We start from the raw sequence: 18,089 nt of genomic DNA, 5'->3' as shown, positions 1-18,089 counted from the left end.
GAACCCTATGTCGCCACTCGAAATCGTCGCCGTGTTCTTCAACATCGCCGGGGTCTGGCTCACCGCACAGCGGGTGCGCTGGTGCTGGCCGGTCAGCGTGGTCGCGGTGTTGTTGTATGCCTGGATCTTCTTCGACGTGAAGCTGTATTCGGACATGCTGCTGCAACTGGTGTTTGCCGTACTGCAAGGTTATGGCTGGTGGCGCTGGAGCACTGGGCGCATTGACGCGGGCAAGGTGCGTGTAGAGCGCCTGCCGCCTCAGGAGGCGTGGCGGCATCTGTTGGCGGGGCTAGTCGGCGCCGTGGCCCTGGGCTCCGTGATGCACCACTTCACCGACGCCGCCCTGCCCTGGCTCGACTCGCTGCTCACCGCCTTCAGCCTGGTGGCCAGCCTGTGGGCGGCGCGCAAATACGTGGTCAGTTGGTGGCTGTGGATAGTGGTGGATGCGGCCTATGTGGGCCTGTTCCTGTACAAAGACCTGCAGCTGACCGCCGCGCTGTACGCCGGATTCGTGGTGCTGGCGGCCTATGGTTTGCGCGCCTGGCACCGGGATTTGCAACAACAGGAACATATAACCAAAGCGTCGGTTTACAGCGTTTAATATCATTAAACATTAGGGCATCTATCGCGTTTAAATATAACAAAACTCGCCTGGATGCTTTTATGAACTTACGCACTGCCGCCGCCCTCAGCGTCACCCTTCTCCTGGCCAGCCCGGCCGTGTTCGCCGGGCAAACCTTGGACCGCATCACCCAATCCAAGCAGTTGGTCGGCGTGTTGATGGAGAACTACCCACCGTTCTCCTTCCTCAACGAACAAAACCAGTTGGATGGTTTTGACGTTGATGTCACCAAGGCCGTGGCCGCCAAACTCGGCGTGAAACTCAAACTGGAAACCCCGTCCTGGGAAGTCATCGCAGCGGGCCGCTGGAACGGCCGTTACGACGTGTGCATCTGCTCTATGACCCCCAGTGCCGCACGCGGCCAGGTGTTCAATTTCCCGTTCGAGTACTACGCCTCGCCTGCCGTGGTGGTGGTCAATGTAACCGACAACAGCATCAAGTCACCGGCCGACCTGACCGGCAAAAAAGTCGGGGTGGGCAGTGCGTCCACCTACGAGGCCTACCTGGCCAAAGACCTGGTGATCGAAGGCGCGAGCAAGCCCATCGTGTACCCGTTCAAGGCCGTACAAGCCGTGCCCTACGACAACGAAACCATCGCCTTCCAGGACCTGGCCCTGGGCACCGGCAAACGCCTGGATGCCATGGTCACCAACCTGGTCACCGCCAAGGAACGCATTGACCACGACCCGCGCTTCAAGATCACTGGTGACGTGCTGTACGCCGAGCCCAATGTGGTGGCCACCGAGAAAGGCGATCCGGCGTGGGATGCCAAGCTGACCCAGATCCTTGCCGAGCTGAAAAGTGACGGCACGCTGGCGAAGATCTCCCAGAAATGGATCGGCTCAGACATTACCCAATGAGTGTATTCCCCACCCCACCTGCCGTTGTGAAACCACCACCGGTCAAGCGCACGCTGCTGTCGTTCAAAGTACGCCTGTGGCTGACCTGGGGCGTGATGCTGTGCCTGTTCGCCGGCCTGTTCATGAGCTTCGACCTGCAGTTCGCCATCGTCGCCGCCAAGTGGCAAAACCTGGTGGGGCTGCACCTGTCGCCCCAAGGTTTCCTGCAAGGCGCGGCGCTGACGCTGTTCCTGTGTTTCTGCTCGATCTGGTTGTCGGTGGCGCTGGGTTTTGCCACCGCCCTGGCGCGGTTGTCGAGCAGCGCGGTGGCGTTCGGTATCGCCAGCTTCTACGCTTCGTTTTTTCGCGGCACGCCACTGCTGATCCAGATCTTGCTGATCTACCTGGGCCTGCCTCAATTGGGGGTGGTGCCGGGCGCCATCAGTGCCGGGATCATCGCGTTGTCGCTGAACTACGGCGCGTACCTCAGCGAGATCTTCCGCGCCGGCATCCTGGGTGTGTCCCAAGGCCAACGCAACGCAGCCGCCGCTCTCGGCATGGGCCGGGCGGTAACGTTCTGGCAGATCGTCCTGCCCCAGGCCATGCGCACCATCATTCCGCCCACCACCAGCCAGTTCATCTCGATGCTCAAGGACTCCTCCCTGGTCTCGGTGATGGGCGTGTGGGAAGTAATGTTTTTGGCGCAATCCTATGGCCGCTCGTCTTACCGCTATATCGAAATGCTCACCACCGCTGCCGTCATCTACTGGTTGCTGTCGATCGGTCTGGAACTGATCCAGGCCCGGCTGGAACGGCACTACGGCAAGGCTTATCTCCACGGGCGCTAGCCCTACTCTTTACCTGCAGGAAGCACCATGTCCGATCCCACCCCGTTGTTATTCGGCCTTTATGAACAAGCCAGCGTCGGCTGCGGCGGTGCGCCCAGCCTGTGGACCCACCCGGCGGATGAGCGGCTGGGCATCAATACCCTCAAATACTGGTCGAACCTGGCCCGCACGGCAGATGAAGCCAACCTCGACCTGATGTTCTTCGGTGACGTGCTGGGCTTTTACGATGTGTTCGGCGGCTCCGAAGCCATGGCGTTGAAATGGGCGGTGGAAGCCCCGGCCAATGACCCGCTGACGATTATTCCAGCGCTGGTGGCCCTCACCGAAAAACTCGCGTTTGGCGTCACCGTTACCACCACCTACGAGCACCCGTTCACCCACGCCCGGCGTTTCAGCACCCTCGATCACCTGTCGGACGGGCGCATCGGCTGGAACATCGTCACCTCGTACCTGTCCAGTGCTGCGCGCAATTTCGGCCTGGAGCAGATGATCAAGCACGACGACCGTTATGAGCGCGCCGAAGAGTTTCTCGACGTGGTGTACAAGCTCTGGGAAGGCAGCTGGGCCGATGATGCAGTGATCGCCGACAAACTCGCGCACACCTACGCGGACGGCGCGCGCGTGCGGCCTATCCAGCATGCCGGTGAACATTACCGGGTGGCTGGGCCGCACCTTACGTCGCCGTCGCCGCAACGCACGCCGTTGCTGATCCAGGCCGGTTGGTCGGGGCGTGGTCGACAATTCGCCGCCAAGCACGCGGAGTTGGTGTTTATCGCCAAGTCCAACCCGCTGGAAATCCGCCAGGGCCTGGAAGATATCTGGGGCCAGGCCGAGGCCCGAGGCCGTCAGGCGGCCGACGTGAAATCGCTGACCGTGTTGCGCATCGTCACTGCTCCCACGGCCATCGAGGCGCAGAAAAAATACGACACCCTGCAAAGCAACTATCACCTGCAAGCGCAGTTGGTGAGCTACGCCGGTGACACCGGCATCGACATCAACCGCTATGCAGACAACGAGGCGCTGTCGACCCACACCGAAGGCATGACCTCCTACATCATGAAGCCCGATGGCAGCGGCAAGCCGCTCACTGCCGGCGAGGTGCGCCAGCGCTTCGCCAATGTCACCCGGGGCAGCGACCTGATCCTGGTGGGCACCCCGGAGCAGATCGCGGAAAAGATCGAGGAGCACGCCCGCATCTCCGGCACCAGCGGCTACATGCTCAACCCGCTGATCAGCCCAGGCTCCTTGAACGACTTTGTCGAACTGGTGATCCCGGCCCTGCAAAAACGTGGCCTGTACCGCACCACGGCGCAAAGCGGCACCTTGCGCTCGCGCCTGCGCGCCGATGGCAGTGACCGGTTGCCGGCCTCGGCCCATGGCGCGTCATTCCGCTTTGCATAGCCCCTGCGTGGGAGAAGGTGACCTGCGCCAACAGGAACGGTAGAGTCACCCCCACGTCATGCCTGCTCACGGAACCCCAGGATGCCTTTCGACCCCATTTCCCCGCACTACCAGCGCATCCGCGAACAGATCGCCCATGACATCGCCGCAGGCGTGCCCCAGGCCGATGAGAAATTCCCCTCCGAACGGGACATGATCGAACGCTTCGGCTGCACCCGCGTCACCCTGCGCCAAGCGTTGCAGCAACTGGAAGCCGAAGGCCTGGTGTACCGCGAAAACCGCCGGGGCTGGTTCGTCAGCCCCCAGCGCATCCGCTACGACCCCACGCGTATCAGCGGCTTCATGGATTACGTCAGCGCCCAGGGCCGCACCCCGCGCACCGAATGCCTGCACGCCGAACTGCGCCCCGCCGGCCCCTGGTTGGCCAAGCGCATGGGCCTGGCCTCGGCGGACGAGCCGGTATTCTTCCTGCAACGCCGACGCTGGATCGACCGCCGCCCGGTGCTGCTGGAGTTCAACGCGCTGCTCGCCAGTTGGTGCCCTGGCCTGCTCGAAGCCGACCTCAATACCTCGCTGACCCAACTGCTGCGCGAGCGTTTTGCGCGGGTGCAGTCGCGGTGTGAGCTGGAGATGCACATCGGCACGGTGAACGAAGAACAAGCCGAGTTACTGCAACTGTCGCCGGGCTCCACCAGCGTGTACCTGGAACGCTTGAACTTCGGCGAGGACAACCGGCCGGTGGAATTCGACCAGGAATTCTGGCGCCCGGATGCGTTGTCGATTGTGATGGAGACTCGGTATCCGGGAACTCACTGAGACGTCAACACAGACGCCGCTGACAAGTCCCGTGATAGGGTTGCTTCGGCGCGTCGAACAACTGCTCGGGTACTCGCTGCCTCCCCAGCACCACGGCGTTCTTGATCACGATCAAATCAGGGGCCAGCGCCCGTACCACAGCCAGGTCTTGTGTACGCGTAAGTCCTCATCATTGAGGTGCTGCACGTTCATGCATGGGGAACCCTGCGCAAAACCAACATTGCAATGAACAGCAAACCGACTATCCCCACCGAGATCATCAATCCGTGCTCACTGACATAGGAAACTGTGGCGCCCGTGGCAATGGGACCTAATACGCTGCCCAAGGTGTAGAACATCGCAATAGCCGTCATGGCGGTGGACACTTGACGTTCGCCGACCTGGTCTCCCACCTCGATCACAGCCAAGGTGTTCATGCCACCAATGGCGCCGCCCCAGAGGAATATGACATCGTCGCTAGCCAAGGAAGCGGCTGGCTGAGCGGAATGGCCAGGGTGCCCAGCAACAGCATCAAGCCGCAGACTAATTGGCCGACTTTGTATGAACTGCGGTCGGCCATCCAGCCGATTGGCAGTTGCAGGATGGTGCCGCCAATTCCGAACGCCGATATCAGCAGGGCGGCGGCGGTCAACAGATAACCGGCCGAGAGGCTGTAGCCTGCAAGGAACGATACGGATGAAGTTTCCGAAAAGCCCGCGATAAACGCGCCACACAGTGCCGTTGGAATGATGCTGAACAACTTGCCATGGCGATTTTCTGCCGGGGTTTGCGGTCGCGTATCGTAGTCCTTGAGGGCTAATTCCAGCGCGCCGGACAACAACACGATCACGATACATGCGTAGTAAGGCGCGGCACTCCCGACGCCGAGTACAACCAACAGCAGCGGACCGACAGCAATACCCAGGCCCATCAAGGTCTCATGTATGCCGATCGCCCGACCGCGCTCGTCTTTCGATGCAACCGCGACAATCCACGTATCGCAGGCGATCCAGCGCAGAATCAACCCGATACCAAGCACGAAATTCAGCGAAAAAACCAGTGCCAAATGGGTTGTCAGGGTCATACCGATCAGCGCAGCAATCGTTAGCGTTGCGCTGAGGACATTCGTCTTGACCAGCCCCAGATGGGCCAGCAGACGCGGAAGCCATTTGTAGAGCAGCAGGATCGCCAACCACGAGGCGCTGACAATCACCCCGATCTTTGCCGGTTCGACCCCTAGCTGCTCAAGCGAAAGTGACAGCAGCGGAGTGACTGTACCGATCTGTACGATCTGCGACAGGGCCGAGAGGGTGTTTATCTTGGTAAAGGCAAACCAGCGTTGTTTGTCGGTGTACTCAATACTTAGATTTTCCATTCGTGACCGACCTTAGTTGGACAGCGGTAAAGTGCTCAAACTGCCACGGGCAAAGTTCACCTTCAGGCTTGTGGAACAAGGCATTGATGGTGTCTGGAGGCGACCAGTCGGTGAGGTTGTCTTCGAAAAGGCAGAGCATTCCAGCACTCGCTTCTGTTCCGGCTCAAAGGTCCCGCGGTCAAGGTTTCCAACGGCCCAGATGATGCCTGAGTACACGCCGGCGGCCACTGCAGACTGGTGGCCGTGTTGTACGGGCAATTTGCCACGTCTCGTCGAGAGTAAGGATCGAAACATCCCAAAAAGCAACCATACAACCCAGTTTGGCAGACCCAAGCCTTAAACCATGTACCGGAAAGTTAAATGGCATAATATGCCAATTACCGAAAGACACTACTCGCTGAAAGCTGGAGTTCAATATGGCAACGAGAAACGTTGTGCTCACCCCTCACCAGGAACAGGTCATACATGACCTGGTACAGTCCGGCCGTTATCAGAATGCCAGTGAAGTAATGCGAGAAGGTTTGCGTTTACTGGAGCAGCGCATCGCCGAAGACACCGCCAAAATTGAGGCCCTGCGTCAGGCTACATCGATCGGCATCATGGACCTTAAGCGCGGGCGCTCCACTGAGCTCAACGAAGGGGATCTGGCGCACTACCTCGAGGGCTTGAGCCTGGAGGCAACAATCCCGACGAAAGAGAAACACTGAGCATGTCGCAGTATCGGATTTCCAATGCGGCTCGTGCCGACATTGTTGACATCCTCAGGCTCTCCCAAACGCAGTTCGGCGATCAAGCACGCCATCGCTACCAGGCGCTGATCCTCGCGGCGCTGCAAGCTCTTGCCAGCACGCCTTATCGCATTGGCAGCCACGAGCGCGATGAGCTTGCACCGGGCCTTCGCAGCTATCACCTCGTATATTCACGCCAGCAAGCTAAACACCCTCATGGGACGGTCAAAAGCCCACGCCACGTCGTGTTCTATCGCGTGGCAAATGAAGAGGTGATCGAGGTCGTCCGACTCCTTCATGACGCCATGGACGTGCAATTGCACTTGCCTAATGACTGATCAGCGATCCAGGACACAGACATGACTGGCCAGGAACAACAAAGGTGAGACGCCCCCTCTAGATCTCAACCTCAACCCCCGCGCTGCCAGCCGACTCAACGGTCAATTGGAGCACAGGGTTTTAGGCCCTAGTGCACTATCGAGGTCTACGACCACAAACACGATACTCAACTTTGCCCCGCTTTTTTAACGCCGATTGCGTATTTAGACGCCTGGCATTGGGCCCCAACTTCCGATGGATACTCGCATCGATCCCTCTGGCGACCAGCGCCATTGGAACATCGCGCAGAGCATGACTATCTGGCGATGCCAATTTCAGGACAGGTGCTGAAGGACAGCCCGACAACTCCGATTAAGGATATCGAATCATCGAACCATCAAGGATTTGCCCGATTCGGTTTGGTCATCCAGTATACGGGGGTGCACTGAATGCCAGCCACGACCACCCAGGTCCGCGTCAGAAATCGCCATTCGCGATCGCTCGAACACTCGACGCAATTGGGGGCATAACTGGGGGCATAATTCGTTTTTTTCAAGCTGTAACTACCGGCCTAGAGCCCAGTCAAAATGTTTTTTGGGGATCCCGGTGTGCTGGCCCATGCCGGGGGGCAGCGCGAGTTTTTTCCGTCCGTGGCTGGCGCACCTGCCGGGGGATATCGACCTGCTTGCCGTGCAACCTCCGGGACGCGAAGAGCGTTTCAACGAAACGCATATCCCCTGCCTGGATAGTCTCGCCGGGCACATTGGCGCAGTACTGCAAAAGTTGCCCGCCCGGCCTTTGCTGCTGTTCGGCCACAACATGGGCGCCGCCCTCGCCTACGCCGTGGGAGTGCGCCTGCAAGCGGCGGGCTCTGGCGCCGCCCATGTGTTCGTCTCGGGTCACGCGCCTCCACACCGGCAACATGCTCGACGTCGACCGGCAATGGTTCGCCCTGTGCGCCGACGCGGTGATCGACGGGCCCAAGGCACCCTTGCTGCTGGGCGGCATGCGCTTCGATGAACAACGGCCGTGCGCACCGCACTGGGCCGCCTTCGCTGACGCCAGTTTTCATCTGGCCCATTGGCTGCTCAGCGAAGCCACCGACGGCTGCTGGCTACGCTGCCAGCAAGTGCTCGAACCCGACAGCGACCCGCAGACATTGGCCCGCGACAGCATCGCGGCCTATGCGCAACTGCTCAACCCGCCCGCCGCGACGGCCACTGCGCACGATGTTATCGAACGCAACGCGCTGCCTTCCCCACAATGGCAGGGTAAGGTCGATATAGCGTTGCAGGCCATTTCACGCGGTGACTTGAACAAAGTGGTGTTGGCGCGGCATATCGAGTACCAGTTGAGCGCGCCCCTCGACAGTGGTGCAGCGCCTGCACGCACGAGGCAACGCCTCCCAACTGTTCGCGCTGCACCGTGGCGAGCATTGCTTCATGGGCGCCACCCCGACGCTAATCGAAAGCACCATTGAGCACCTCATAAATGAGGCCGGAAGCAATGGCGACGAGGATCAAATCCGTACCCGCCTGCCGCCACTCATAGCCGTCGTAATGTGGCAACCTGCCCAGCAAGCGACCATCCAACTTCTTGGCAATGCCCGGAGGCATAGGTTTTCCTCGCGCCAGATTCTTCTGTATCCCAGGCGGCAGTGATGGGGCTGGGCTCCAATAGTCACGATAGCCTCCGACCACACCCAGGATGCTGCCCCGGTCGATGCTGGGGCCGCGCCGCCAATCATCTACGTCGGAGCCCTTGCCCTTATGACCTTGGCCCCCTTGTGCGTTGCCCTTTGCGTGGCCTTGACCCTTGCCGTTGCCAGGGTCGGCTACAGTCGCCACCGAGCCCATAAGCAAAACAGTGCCGGTCAATGCAACTGCCAGCATGCGAGATTTGAACATGGTCGTCTTCTCCAGATGGGAACTACCCTAGGAATGTAGACGATATTTACCTATGAACCCTGTGCCCGCCCTAAGACATAATAAAAACAGTTAATCATATGTTTAAATTAAATAATATTAACTGATAATTAGCTTATTCCAAAATAGCCTTTCACTCAGGTTTTTTATAGGATTATCTTCGCTCTACAGACCGACCCCATACCTGGCGGAGGACGTATTCCCTATCCCCCAGGTCGCCTACATGCCAGACATCGCACTCCCCACCTCCCTTAACAAATTTCACCTGTCACTCTTGGCCAGCTCCATGCTGATGGCAGCGGCGCCCGCCTTCGCTGAAGACGCCAAGCTCGACACCGTGACGGTGATCTCCACCGGCCTGCGCGGCCAGGAGCGCACGGTGGCCGACAGCCCAGCGCCCATCGATGTGATCAACAGCGACCAACTGCTCAAGACCGGTCGCGCCGAGCTGTCCGAGGCAATTGCCAAGCTGCTGCCATCGTTCAACTTCGGCACCAACATCGCCGGCTACAACTCAGTGACACGTCCCCTGAGCAACCGCAGCCTCGGCCCGGCCTACACGCTGGTGCTGGTCAACGGCAAGCGCCGCCACAACGGCGCGACGGGACAGCGCGGCTCGATCGACAACAGTGGCGCGAATGCGGTGGACATCGACCTGATCCCGGTCAGCGCGGTGGACCATATCGAAGTGCTCAAAGACAGCGCTGCCGCTCAATACGGCTCCGACGCGGTGGCGGGCGTGATCAACATCATCCTCAAGAACACCAAGAGCGGCGGCCACCTGGAAACCAGTTACGGCCAGCTGTATTCCGGCCAGGGCGAGACCATCAAGGTCGCGGGTGACCAAGGCTTCGAACTGGGCCAGGGCGGCTTTTTCCACTTCTCGGCGGATGCGCGCAAACGCGGCAGCGCTTCCTGGAACGACAAGGCGGACAGCAGCGTGCGGGCGTTCAGCGACCCGGCCAAGGAAGCCGCCTGGGATCGCGTCGCGATCAAGAACGGCGACCCGGATCTCAAGGCCTTCAACCTGGCCTATAACGCCGAACTGCCGCTGGAAGACCTGACGCTGTATTCGTTCTCCACCTACGGCGAACGCGATGCCGAGGCCGCCAACTACTTTCGCCTGCCCACCGGCACGGCCGCAGTGCCCGAGGTTTTTCCGGACGGTTACTTCCCGCTCAACAACATCAAGGACCGCGACTACCAACTGCTGTTGGGCGGCAAGGGGTTGGTGGCCGACTGGAACTGGGACCTCAGCACCACCTACGGACGCAACAACGTGCACCACTCCAGCGACCTCAACATCAACCCATCGCTGGGCACAGCGTCACCGACCAAGTTCGATAACCTGGCGACCTTCCGCTTCGAGCAATGGGTCAACAACCTGGACTTCACCCGCCGCTACGACAGCCTGTTCAACCTGACGCCGCCGGTGCAGGTCTCGGCGGGCCTGGAGCATCGTTGGGAGCATTTCAGTACGTTCGCCGGCGACCGCGAGGCCTATATCACCGGCACCTACCCCGCCGCTTCCGGCGCGCAGGCCGCCGTGACGATTCGCCCGGAAGACGAAGTGAGCCTGATCCGCAATAACTACGCAGGTTACCTGGACCTGGGTTTCGACCTGACCGACCGTTGGTTCCTCGACGTCGCCGGCCGTGTGGAACATTACGACGATGACTCGGGCAACACCTTCGGCCTGAAACTGAACTCACGCTATGAATTGACCGACACCGTGGCCGTGCGCGGCACCGTGGGCACCGGTTTCCGTGCACCGTCCCTGACCCAGATCGGCTACACCGTGGCCGATAACCGCGTGGCCATCGATGCGAACGGCAACGTGGTGCCAGCCGTAACCCGCCTGACCCCGTCCGGCAGCAACCTGGCCAAAGCCCTCGGTGGCGATGACCTCAAGCCGGAGAAGTCGCGCAACCTCGGGTTGGGCCTGACCTGGCAACCGGCGCCACGCACCAGCATCACCGCCGATGCCTACCTGATCGACATCGACGACCGCATCGCCCTGACCAGCAATATCTACGACCGTGGCAACGGCGCGATCAACGCCATCCTCGCCGCCCAAGGCGTGCCCACTGGCACCTGGGTCAACTACTACACCAACGCGTTCGACACCCGCACCAAGGGCCTGGACGTGGTCGCCGACCACACCACGCCACTGGACGCCTGGGGCGATGTGCGCTGGAGCCTGGGATTCAATTGGAACAAGACCACCATCGAAGGCACACGTGACACGCCGGGTGCGCTGGCCGGTTCAGGCGTGACCCTGGTGGGCCGTGACCGTGAAGGCGATCTCACCGATGCGTCACCCAAGACCAAGTGGATCCTGGGCGCCAACTGGAAGGTCGAGGACTTGGCGGTCAACCTGCAAACCGCCCGTTACGGCGCGGTCAAGACATTGGCGGTCAACCCGAGCGGCGACCGCAGCTTCGGCGCCAAGTGGATCACCGATCTGGACATCAGCTACACGTTCGTCGACAGCCTCACCGTCAGCATCGGCGGCACCAACATCTTCGACGTACGCCCCGACAAGCACGCGGTGTACAGCAACCTCGGCCTGGCCGCCTATGGCAACCCGCCGTTCTACCCCGGCGGCTATTGGTACACCAAGCTCGCCTACGACTTCTGATCCAAACGCCACCTGAGGGCACCCCATTGAATACCTCCAACTTGATGAGCCGTCTGTTGGCCCCCTGCGCCTTGGCGCTGAGCCTCGCCGCCTGCTCGCCCGGGACTGACACCCAGGCGGGCAAGACCCTGAACATCGCGTTTTTTGGCGACAACACCACCCTGGTCAGCGTCGACCCGTTCCAGGTGTATTGGTTGGAACACCGCGTGCTGTTGCGCAATGTCGCCGAGTCTTTGACCGACCAGGACCCGGAGACCGGCAAAATCATCCCCTGGCTGGCCAAACGTTGGGAAGTCAGTGACGACGCGCTGACCTATACCTTCCACCTGCGTGAGGACGTCACCTTCAGCAATGGCGAGCGCTTCGATGCCAAGGCGGTGAAAATCGCGTTCGACAGCGACAAAGCACTCGCCACCGAGCTACCCGCCACCTTCGGCGCCACCTACCTGGCAGGTTACGACCATGCCGAAGTGGTCGATGACTTCACCGTCAAGCTGGTGCTGTCCAAGCCCAACGCGGGTTTCCTGCAGGCGACTTCCACCACCAACCTGGCGATCCTCGCGCCCGCCTCCTACGCACTGACGGTGAAAGAGCGCTCCCTGGGCAAGATCATCGGCACCGGGCCGTTCGTATTGGCCAGCTACACGCCGGAAGTCGGCGCACATTTGACTAAACGCAAGGGCTACGCCTGGGCTTCGGCCAATATGAAAAACCAGGGCGAAGCGCATCTGGACGCGGTAGACATCAGCTACATCCCCGAGGAAAGCGTACGAAACGGCCTGTTCCTGCAAGGCAAGGCCGACATCCTGTGGCCGCGCAACCCGTTCTCCGAAGTTGACCTGAAGCTGTTTCAGTCCAAGGGCGCGACGATCCAGAGCCGTTCGTTGCCGGGCCCTGCGCTCAACCTCTTCCCCAACACCCGTGGCGAGCGCCTGCTGGCTGACAAACAAGTGCGCCTGGCCGTGCAAAAGTCGATTGATCGCAAGAGCTACGCCAGCACGGTGTACAACGCCGAATTCCCGGTGGTAGACAGCGTGTTTGATGTGACCACGCCGTATGTCAAAAGCCAGGCCGCCAAGCTCGGTTATGACCCGGCCGGTGCAGAGCGCCTGCTCGACCAGGCCGGCTGGGCCAAGGGCGCGGACGGCTACCGGCAGAAAAACGGCAAGCGCCTGAGCCTGAGCTACAACATCAGCCCGGCCGAGACCGCTGGCGACGTGCTGATCCAGGACCAACTGCGCAAGGTCGGCATCGAGTTGAAACTCAGCGTGGTCACCCGCGCCGAATGGGTCGCCAATAACTCCGCCGGCAACTACGACCTGACCATCAACTACATGACCCGCGCCGACCCGATCATCCTGCAAACCATCCTCGATCCGCGCAGCGCCAACAGTTCCACCGTGGCGACCAATACCTTCGAACCGGCGGTACTGGATAAAGCCAAGGCGTTGTTTGATGCCGGCATCACCGCCACCCAGAGCCCGCAGCGCGCAGCGCGCAGCCGCCTATGGTGATCTACAAGACCTGCTGATTGACGAAAGCTCGGCGTTCCCGATCTACGAGCGCGTGTGGCAGGCGGCAACCTCGCCCAAGGTGAAAAACTTCCGCTGGACCGCCGAGGGTTTTGCGCTGTTGGGTGATATCGAGATCGGCACGCCATGAGCCGTTATCTGATCGGCCGGGTCGGACAAGCCTTACTGGTGCTGTGGGGTGCCTACAGCATCACGTATTTCATCCTTTATCTGCTGCCGGGTGACACCTTGTCGATCATGCTCAGTGCATCGGGTATGGAAGCCGACTCGCTGTCGGTGGAAGACCTGGCCAAGGCGCGGGCCTATTACGGCCTGGACAAGGGTTTGTTCGAGCAGTATTTCGACCTGCTGCTGGGAGCGCTGCGGGGGGACTTCGGGCAGTCACTTTCATTGAACCGGCCGGTCGCGGACCTGCTGGCCGAACGTTTGCCGCAAACCTTATCCCTGGCAGGCCTGGCCATTGTGTTGTCGCTGCTCGGCGGAATCGGCCTGGCGTACCTGACCGCCTACCTTCGTTGGCAACCGTTGAAAAAGACACTGGCACGCCTGCCATCGCTGGGCTTTTCAGTGCCGGTGTTCTGGATGGGGTTGTTGCTGATTCAGGTGTTTGCGTTCGGTCTGGGCTGGTTTCCCGCAACCGGTAGCAAGGGCGTTGAAAGTCTGGTGTTGCCTGCCATCACCTTGGCAATTCCCAGTGCGGCGGTGTATGCCCAAGTGTTGCAACGCAGTTTCCAGGGTGTCTGGCGAGAGTCCTATATCGCCACCGCCTACGCCAAGGGCCTGAGTCGTGGGCAGGTGCAGGCGCGACATGGGTTCAAGAATGCCGCGCTGCCGATCCTGACCCTGATCGGCTTGCAGGTCGGCAATACGGTGTCCGGTGCGGTGTTGGTGGAGACCATCTTTGCGCGCTCAGGCATTGGCCGGCTGGCCCAGGAGGCCGTGCTGCGCCAGGACATTCCGGTGGTGCTGGCGATCGTTTCGGTGTCGGCAGCGGCCTTTGTACTGGTCAACCTGCTAGTCGACCTGCTTTACCCGTGGTTCGACCCGCGCATCACCCACACGCCAAAGGTGTCCTAGACCATGAACATGCTTGAGCAGAACCTGGGCCGCAAAACCATGTCCGCTAGCCCTGGGCTGTGGCGCCGCCGCAGCCGCCTGCAACGCGTGACGGCGACGCTGCTGCCCCTGTTGCGGCGGCCGGGGTTTAGTCTGGCGCTGCTGGTCGTGGTGTTTTCATTGGTGGCGGCCATCGCACCGCACCTGTTGAGCAGTTTCGACCACTACGCCACGTCGCCCGTCGACAAGCTGCGTGCGCCGAATTTGATCCACTGGTTTGGCACCGATGAGCTGGGACGCGACCTCTATACCCGCGTGGTGTTTGGCTCAAGCCTCTCGGTGCTGGCGGCGTTTCTAGCCGTGGGCATCGCCCTCTTGGGTGGCCTGGGCCTGGGCATTCTGTCGGGCTTTGCCGGTGGCCGCGTTGACGCAGTGATCATGCGCTTCGTCGATGTGCTGTTGGCCTTGCCCGGCCTGCTGCTGGCCCTGGCGATTGTCACAGCCATCGGCTTCGGCACGGTACCAGTGGCGATTGCCGTGGGTATCGGCATTGTTCCAGGGTTCGCCCGTACTACCCGCGCTGAGGTGCTGCGGGTCAAGACGCTGCCGTACGTCGAGGCCGCGCGCCTGGGCGGCGCAAGTTGGGGACGCACCCTGCTGCGACACATCCTGCCCAATGCCTGGGGGCCGGTGGCGGTGCTGGCAACCCTGGACTTTGGCGCCGCCATCCTCGCCACCGCCGGCCTTAGCTTTCTCGGTTTCGGCGCCGCGCCGCCCGCCGCCGAATGGGGCACGCTGATTGCCAACGGCCGACACTTCCTGATCACCGCCCCGTGGGTGTCCCTGCTACCAGGCCTGTTCCTGGTGGCCGTGGTGTTCAGTCTCAACCATATCGCCCGCACCTTCGAGGAAACCCAGCGATGAATGCTTTAGTGGATATTCGCCAACTCAGTGTCCGCTATCGGCACGGCAACACGGCGGTCAATCGCCTGTCCTTGCGCGTCGCCCAGGGCGAGACCGTGGCGATTGTCGGCGAGTCCGGCTCGGGTAAATCGACCCTGGCCAACGCTATCCTGGGTTTATTGCCGGACAGTGCGCAGATCACCGCCGGCCAACTGTGGGTAGACGGCCAAGACCTGACCCACGCCAGCGAACGCCAAAAGCGTGCCTTGCGCGGCCGCACCATCGGCCTGGTGCCCCAGGACCCGATGGTCAGCCTCAACCCCACGCTGCGCGTGGGCCAGCAAATCGCCGAGGCGCTGATTCTGGCCAAGGGCAAACGCTACCCCGCTGTGGATGCAGACATTGTCGAGCTGCTGCAACAGGTGGGTATCGACAACCCCGTGCTGCGCGCACGCCAGTATCCCCATGAACTGTCCGGCGGCATGCGCCAACGCGTGTTGATCGCCATTGCCCTGGCCGGCAACCCGCGCCTGATCATCGCCGACGAGCCCACCAGCGCCCTCGACGTCACCGTGCAGCGCAAGATCCTCGACCACCTGCAACGCCTGGTCAGCGAGCGTGGGATTTCGCTGCTGATCATCACCCACGACCTGGGCGTGGCCAGCGACCGCGCCGACCGGATCCTGGTGATGCAACAAGGCGAACTGGTCGAACAGGGCGCGCCGCGGCAGATTCTCGACGCGCCACAACATGACTACACCCGCGCGCTGATTGCCGCCGCTCCTGCTTTCGCAAAGCGGCGGGAACCGCTGATTCATATCGACCCGATGATAGAGCCCATCCTGAGCCTCAAAAACGTCGGCAAGACGTTCGCCTTGCCCAAGGTCAAGGGTGAAGACAACACATTCGTGGCCCTGGAAAACCTGAGCCTGGAGGTATACCCCGGCCAGACCTTGGCCATCGTCGGCGAATCAGGCTCGGGCAAAAGCACCGCATTGCGCATCGCCCTGGGCCTTGAGAAACCGAGCCAAGGCCAGGTCTGGTTCGAACAACAGGATGTCACGCACCTGAGCTGGCGCGACTTCCGCCCGCTGCGCCAGCGCCTGCAACTGGTGCAACAAAACCCATTTGCCGCGCTGGACCCGCGTTTCACGGTGTTCGATAGCATCGTCGAGCCGTTGGTGTCGTTCGGGCTGCTCAAAGGGCCCGCGCTGGAACAGGCCGCCCGCGAATTGATTTCCCGCGTTCACCTGCCAGCCAGCTACCTTGACCGCCTGCCGCGCGAACTGTCCGGCGGCCAATGCCAACGCGTCGCCATCGCCCGGGCCCTGGCGTTGAAGCCGGACCTGTTGCTGCTGGATGAGCCGGTGAGTGCGCTCGATGTATCCGTGCAGGCGCACATTCTTGATTTGCTGGAAGAGTTGCAACGGGAGATGGGCATTGCGTATGTGCTGGTGTCCCATGATCTCTCGGTGGTGGCCAACTTTGCCCATGAGGTGCTGGTGTTGCGCAATGGCAAGGTAGTCGAACAAGGCAGCGTGGAGCGGATCTTCAACCACCCCGCCAACGAATACACCCGTGAATTGATTGCTGCGATCCCTGGCCGACACGTCGCCACAAGGGCGGCATAATCAAGGACGCGCTCGCGAGAACACCGGCGAGCGCGCGAGTTCCTTGCAGTCCTTGCAACAGTCCTTTGCCATCAAGCCCATTGATAGCCTCCTAACGAAACCCCCATGCTAGAGGGCTAATCTCGCGCTTATATCATTCCGAATGATAGTTACCTTTGCTTCATTCGATTCGTGACATAGCACATCGCCGCGCATGATCCGCCCATCTCAAATACATTGGCGGATGCACCTCATGGAACAGTCACTCAAACATTTGCGCTTCCCCCTGGCGATTTTGGCCGTGGTGGTGATGAGCGCGTGCGGCAAGACCCCGGAACAAGCGGCCGCCATGCCAGCTGCCAAAGTCAGCGTGGCCAAGGTGCTGGAACAACCGGTCAACGAGTGGGATGAGTTCACCGGTCGTCTGGAAGCCCCGGAAACCGTGCAGATCCGTCCTCGGGTCTCTGGCCAGATTGACCAAGTCGCTTTCACCGAAGGCGCTTTGGTCAAGAAAGGCGACCTGCTGTTCCAGATCGACCCGCGTCCGTTCCAGGCTGAAGTGCGTCGCCTTGAAGCTCAGTTGCAACAAACCCGCGCCGCCGCCACCCGTAGCGATAACGAAGCCCAGCGTGGCGAACGCCTGCGCCAGAGCAATGCGATTTCCGCCGAACTGGCCGACTCGCGCACCACCGCCGCTCAGGAAGCCCGCGCCGCTGTCGCCGGGATCCAGGCGCAGTTGGACCTGGCCAAGCTGAACCTGAGCTTCACCCGCGTCACGTCGCCGATCAGCGGCCGTGTCAGCCGTGCCGAAATCACCGCCGGCAACTTGGTGACCGCTGATGTCACCGCGCTGACCAGTGTGGTCTCCACCGACAAGGTCTACGCCTACTTCGATGCCGATGAACGTGTGTTCCTCAAGTACACCGAACTGGCTCGCCAAGGCCGTCGCGGTGCGACCACCCCGGTGTACCTGGGCCTGTCCAACGAAACCGGCAACCCGCACCTGGGCCAGATGAACTTCGTCGACAACCAGGTCAACCCGGCCACCGGCACCATCCGTGGTCGCGCCGTGTTCGATAACAGCAAGGGCGAATACACCCCTGGCCTGTACGCCCGCCTGAAGCTGGTCGGCAGCGGCACCTACTCCGCCGTGTTGATCAACGACGAAGCCGTCGGCACCGACCTCGGCAAGAAGTTCGTATTGGTGATGGAAGGCGACAAGCCGGCGTATCGCTCGGTAGAACTGGGGCCGAAAATCGAAGGCTTGCGCATCGTGCGCAGCGGCCTCAACAAAGAAGACACCATTATCGTCAAGGGCCTGCAACGCGTGCGCCCAGGATCGCCGGTCGCTCCGGAAACCATTCCGATGGCCAGCAAGGAAACCCTCGCCGCCTTGGCCCAACAACGACAAGCGCTTGAAGCCAGCAACCTGGAACAAGTGGCGCCGGATAAAGCCGCGCCGAAACTTGCCAGCGCTGCGACTCCACGCGGTTAAG

At 61.2% G+C, this 18,089-nt stretch carries 16 protein-coding genes and 2 pseudogenes; 15 read left to right on the top strand and 3 right to left on the bottom strand.

What is annotated here, in order from left to right; all coding sequences use genetic code 11:
* Positions 1–7: 7 nt before the first annotated feature.
* From pnuC to RB216_RS13445, 5 genes are all read left to right on the top strand, one after another.
* On the top strand, positions 8–601 hold the full coding sequence (gene pnuC / locus RB216_RS13465; protein WP_305385327.1) for a nicotinamide riboside transporter PnuC: 594 nt from the start codon (positions 8–10) through the stop codon (positions 599–601).
* 62 nt (positions 602–663) lie between these two features.
* The gene (locus RB216_RS13460) at positions 664–1,482 is read left to right on the top strand and encodes a transporter substrate-binding domain-containing protein (RefSeq protein ID WP_214498237.1); all 819 of its coding nucleotides are present in this window, start codon (positions 664–666) and stop codon (positions 1,480–1,482) included.
* Positions 1,479–2,309 carry an amino acid ABC transporter permease gene (locus RB216_RS13455; protein ID WP_185710955.1) on the top strand — a complete coding sequence of 277 codons (831 nt, stop codon included), beginning with the start codon at positions 1,479–1,481 and terminating at the stop codon, positions 2,307–2,309. The genes RB216_RS13460 and RB216_RS13455 overlap by 4 nt, the downstream gene beginning before the upstream one ends.
* Before the next feature lie 27 nt (positions 2,310–2,336).
* Entirely contained in the window at positions 2,337–3,710 is a 1,374-nt protein-coding gene (locus tag RB216_RS13450) for an LLM class flavin-dependent oxidoreductase (RefSeq protein WP_214498236.1), read from the top strand.
* Between the two features lie 81 nt (positions 3,711–3,791).
* Positions 3,792–4,526: a UTRA domain-containing protein gene (locus RB216_RS13445; protein WP_214498235.1), complete on the top strand. Its 735-nt coding sequence runs from the start codon at positions 3,792–3,794 to the stop codon at positions 4,524–4,526.
* Between the two features lie 188 nt (positions 4,527–4,714).
* On the opposite strand, the gene RB216_RS13440 is transcribed toward RB216_RS13445, so the two are convergent.
* The gene (locus RB216_RS13440) at positions 4,715–4,942 is read right to left on the bottom strand and encodes a hypothetical protein (RefSeq protein WP_308908813.1); all 228 of its coding nucleotides are present in this window, start codon (positions 4,940–4,942) and stop codon (positions 4,715–4,717) included.
* Positions 4,939–5,880 (bottom strand): MFS transporter, encoded by a 942-nt coding sequence (locus RB216_RS13435; RefSeq protein ID WP_308908812.1) that lies wholly within the window; start codon positions 5,878–5,880, stop codon positions 4,939–4,941. The genes RB216_RS13440 and RB216_RS13435 overlap by 4 nt, the downstream gene beginning before the upstream one ends.
* Positions 5,881–6,296: 416 nt before the next feature.
* Between RB216_RS13435 and RB216_RS13430 the strand changes: the two genes are divergently transcribed.
* The 4 genes and pseudogenes from RB216_RS13430 to RB216_RS13415 all read left to right on the top strand — a co-directional run bounded on the left by RB216_RS13430 (position 6,297) and on the right by RB216_RS13415 (position 8,406).
* The gene (locus RB216_RS13430; RefSeq protein ID WP_305385314.1) at positions 6,297–6,587 is read left to right on the top strand and encodes a type II toxin-antitoxin system ParD family antitoxin; all 291 of its coding nucleotides are present in this window, start codon (positions 6,297–6,299) and stop codon (positions 6,585–6,587) included.
* A gap of 2 nt (positions 6,588–6,589) precedes the next feature.
* Complete coding sequence (locus RB216_RS13425; protein WP_122815095.1) at positions 6,590–6,946, top strand: type II toxin-antitoxin system RelE/ParE family toxin; 357 nt, start codon at positions 6,590–6,592, stop codon at positions 6,944–6,946.
* Positions 6,947–7,544: 598 nt separating this feature from the next.
* A pseudogene (locus RB216_RS13420) lies at positions 7,545–7,799 on the top strand (thioesterase II family protein); the annotation flags it as partial.
* A 10-nt stretch (positions 7,800–7,809) separates the two neighbouring features.
* On the top strand, positions 7,810–8,406 hold the full coding sequence (locus RB216_RS13415) for a chorismate-binding protein (RefSeq protein WP_308908912.1): 597 nt from the start codon (positions 7,810–7,812) through the stop codon (positions 8,404–8,406).
* Here the strand turns inward: RB216_RS13415 and RB216_RS13410 are convergent.
* Positions 8,387–8,833, bottom strand: a complete 447-nt coding sequence (locus RB216_RS13410; protein WP_028616069.1) for an anti-virulence regulator CigR family protein — start codon at positions 8,831–8,833, stop codon at positions 8,387–8,389. The two genes, RB216_RS13415 and RB216_RS13410, sit on opposite strands and share 20 nt — an antisense overlap.
* Positions 8,834–9,074: 241 nt before the next feature.
* On the opposite strand from RB216_RS13410, the gene RB216_RS13405 reads away from it, so the two are divergent.
* The 6 genes and pseudogenes from RB216_RS13405 to mexE all read left to right on the top strand — a co-directional run bounded on the left by RB216_RS13405 (position 9,075) and on the right by mexE (position 18,088).
* Positions 9,075–11,492: a TonB-dependent receptor plug domain-containing protein gene (locus tag RB216_RS13405; RefSeq protein WP_372514784.1), complete on the top strand. Its 2,418-nt coding sequence runs from the start codon at positions 9,075–9,077 to the stop codon at positions 11,490–11,492.
* A 44-nt stretch (positions 11,493–11,536) separates the two neighbouring features.
* Positions 11,537–13,154, top strand: a pseudogene (locus RB216_RS13400) (ABC transporter substrate-binding protein).
* Positions 13,151–14,101 (top strand): ABC transporter permease, encoded by a 951-nt coding sequence (locus tag RB216_RS13395; RefSeq protein WP_028616066.1) that lies wholly within the window; start codon positions 13,151–13,153, stop codon positions 14,099–14,101. The pseudogene RB216_RS13400 and the gene RB216_RS13395 overlap by 4 nt, the downstream one beginning before the upstream one ends.
* Before the next feature lie 3 nt (positions 14,102–14,104).
* Positions 14,105–15,004, top strand: a complete 900-nt coding sequence (locus RB216_RS13390) for an ABC transporter permease (protein WP_308908811.1) — start codon at positions 14,105–14,107, stop codon at positions 15,002–15,004.
* On the top strand, positions 15,001–16,614 hold the full coding sequence (locus tag RB216_RS13385) for a dipeptide ABC transporter ATP-binding protein (protein WP_122685181.1): 1,614 nt from the start codon (positions 15,001–15,003) through the stop codon (positions 16,612–16,614). The genes RB216_RS13390 and RB216_RS13385 overlap by 4 nt, the downstream gene beginning before the upstream one ends.
* A gap of 232 nt (positions 16,615–16,846) precedes the next feature.
* Positions 16,847–18,088 carry a multidrug efflux RND transporter periplasmic adaptor subunit MexE gene (mexE, locus tag RB216_RS13380; RefSeq protein ID WP_122555266.1) on the top strand — a complete coding sequence of 414 codons (1,242 nt, stop codon included), beginning with the start codon at positions 16,847–16,849 and terminating at the stop codon, positions 18,086–18,088.
* The last annotated feature ends 1 nt before the right edge of the window (position 18,089 follow it).

The organism is Pseudomonas canadensis (genome assembly GCF_030980095.1).
Taxonomy (GTDB): Bacteria; Pseudomonadota; Gammaproteobacteria; order Pseudomonadales; family Pseudomonadaceae; genus Aquipseudomonas; species Aquipseudomonas canadensis.
The sequence above is the reverse complement of the archived record's forward strand: the minus strand, read 5'-3'. Positions and strand labels throughout refer to the sequence as shown.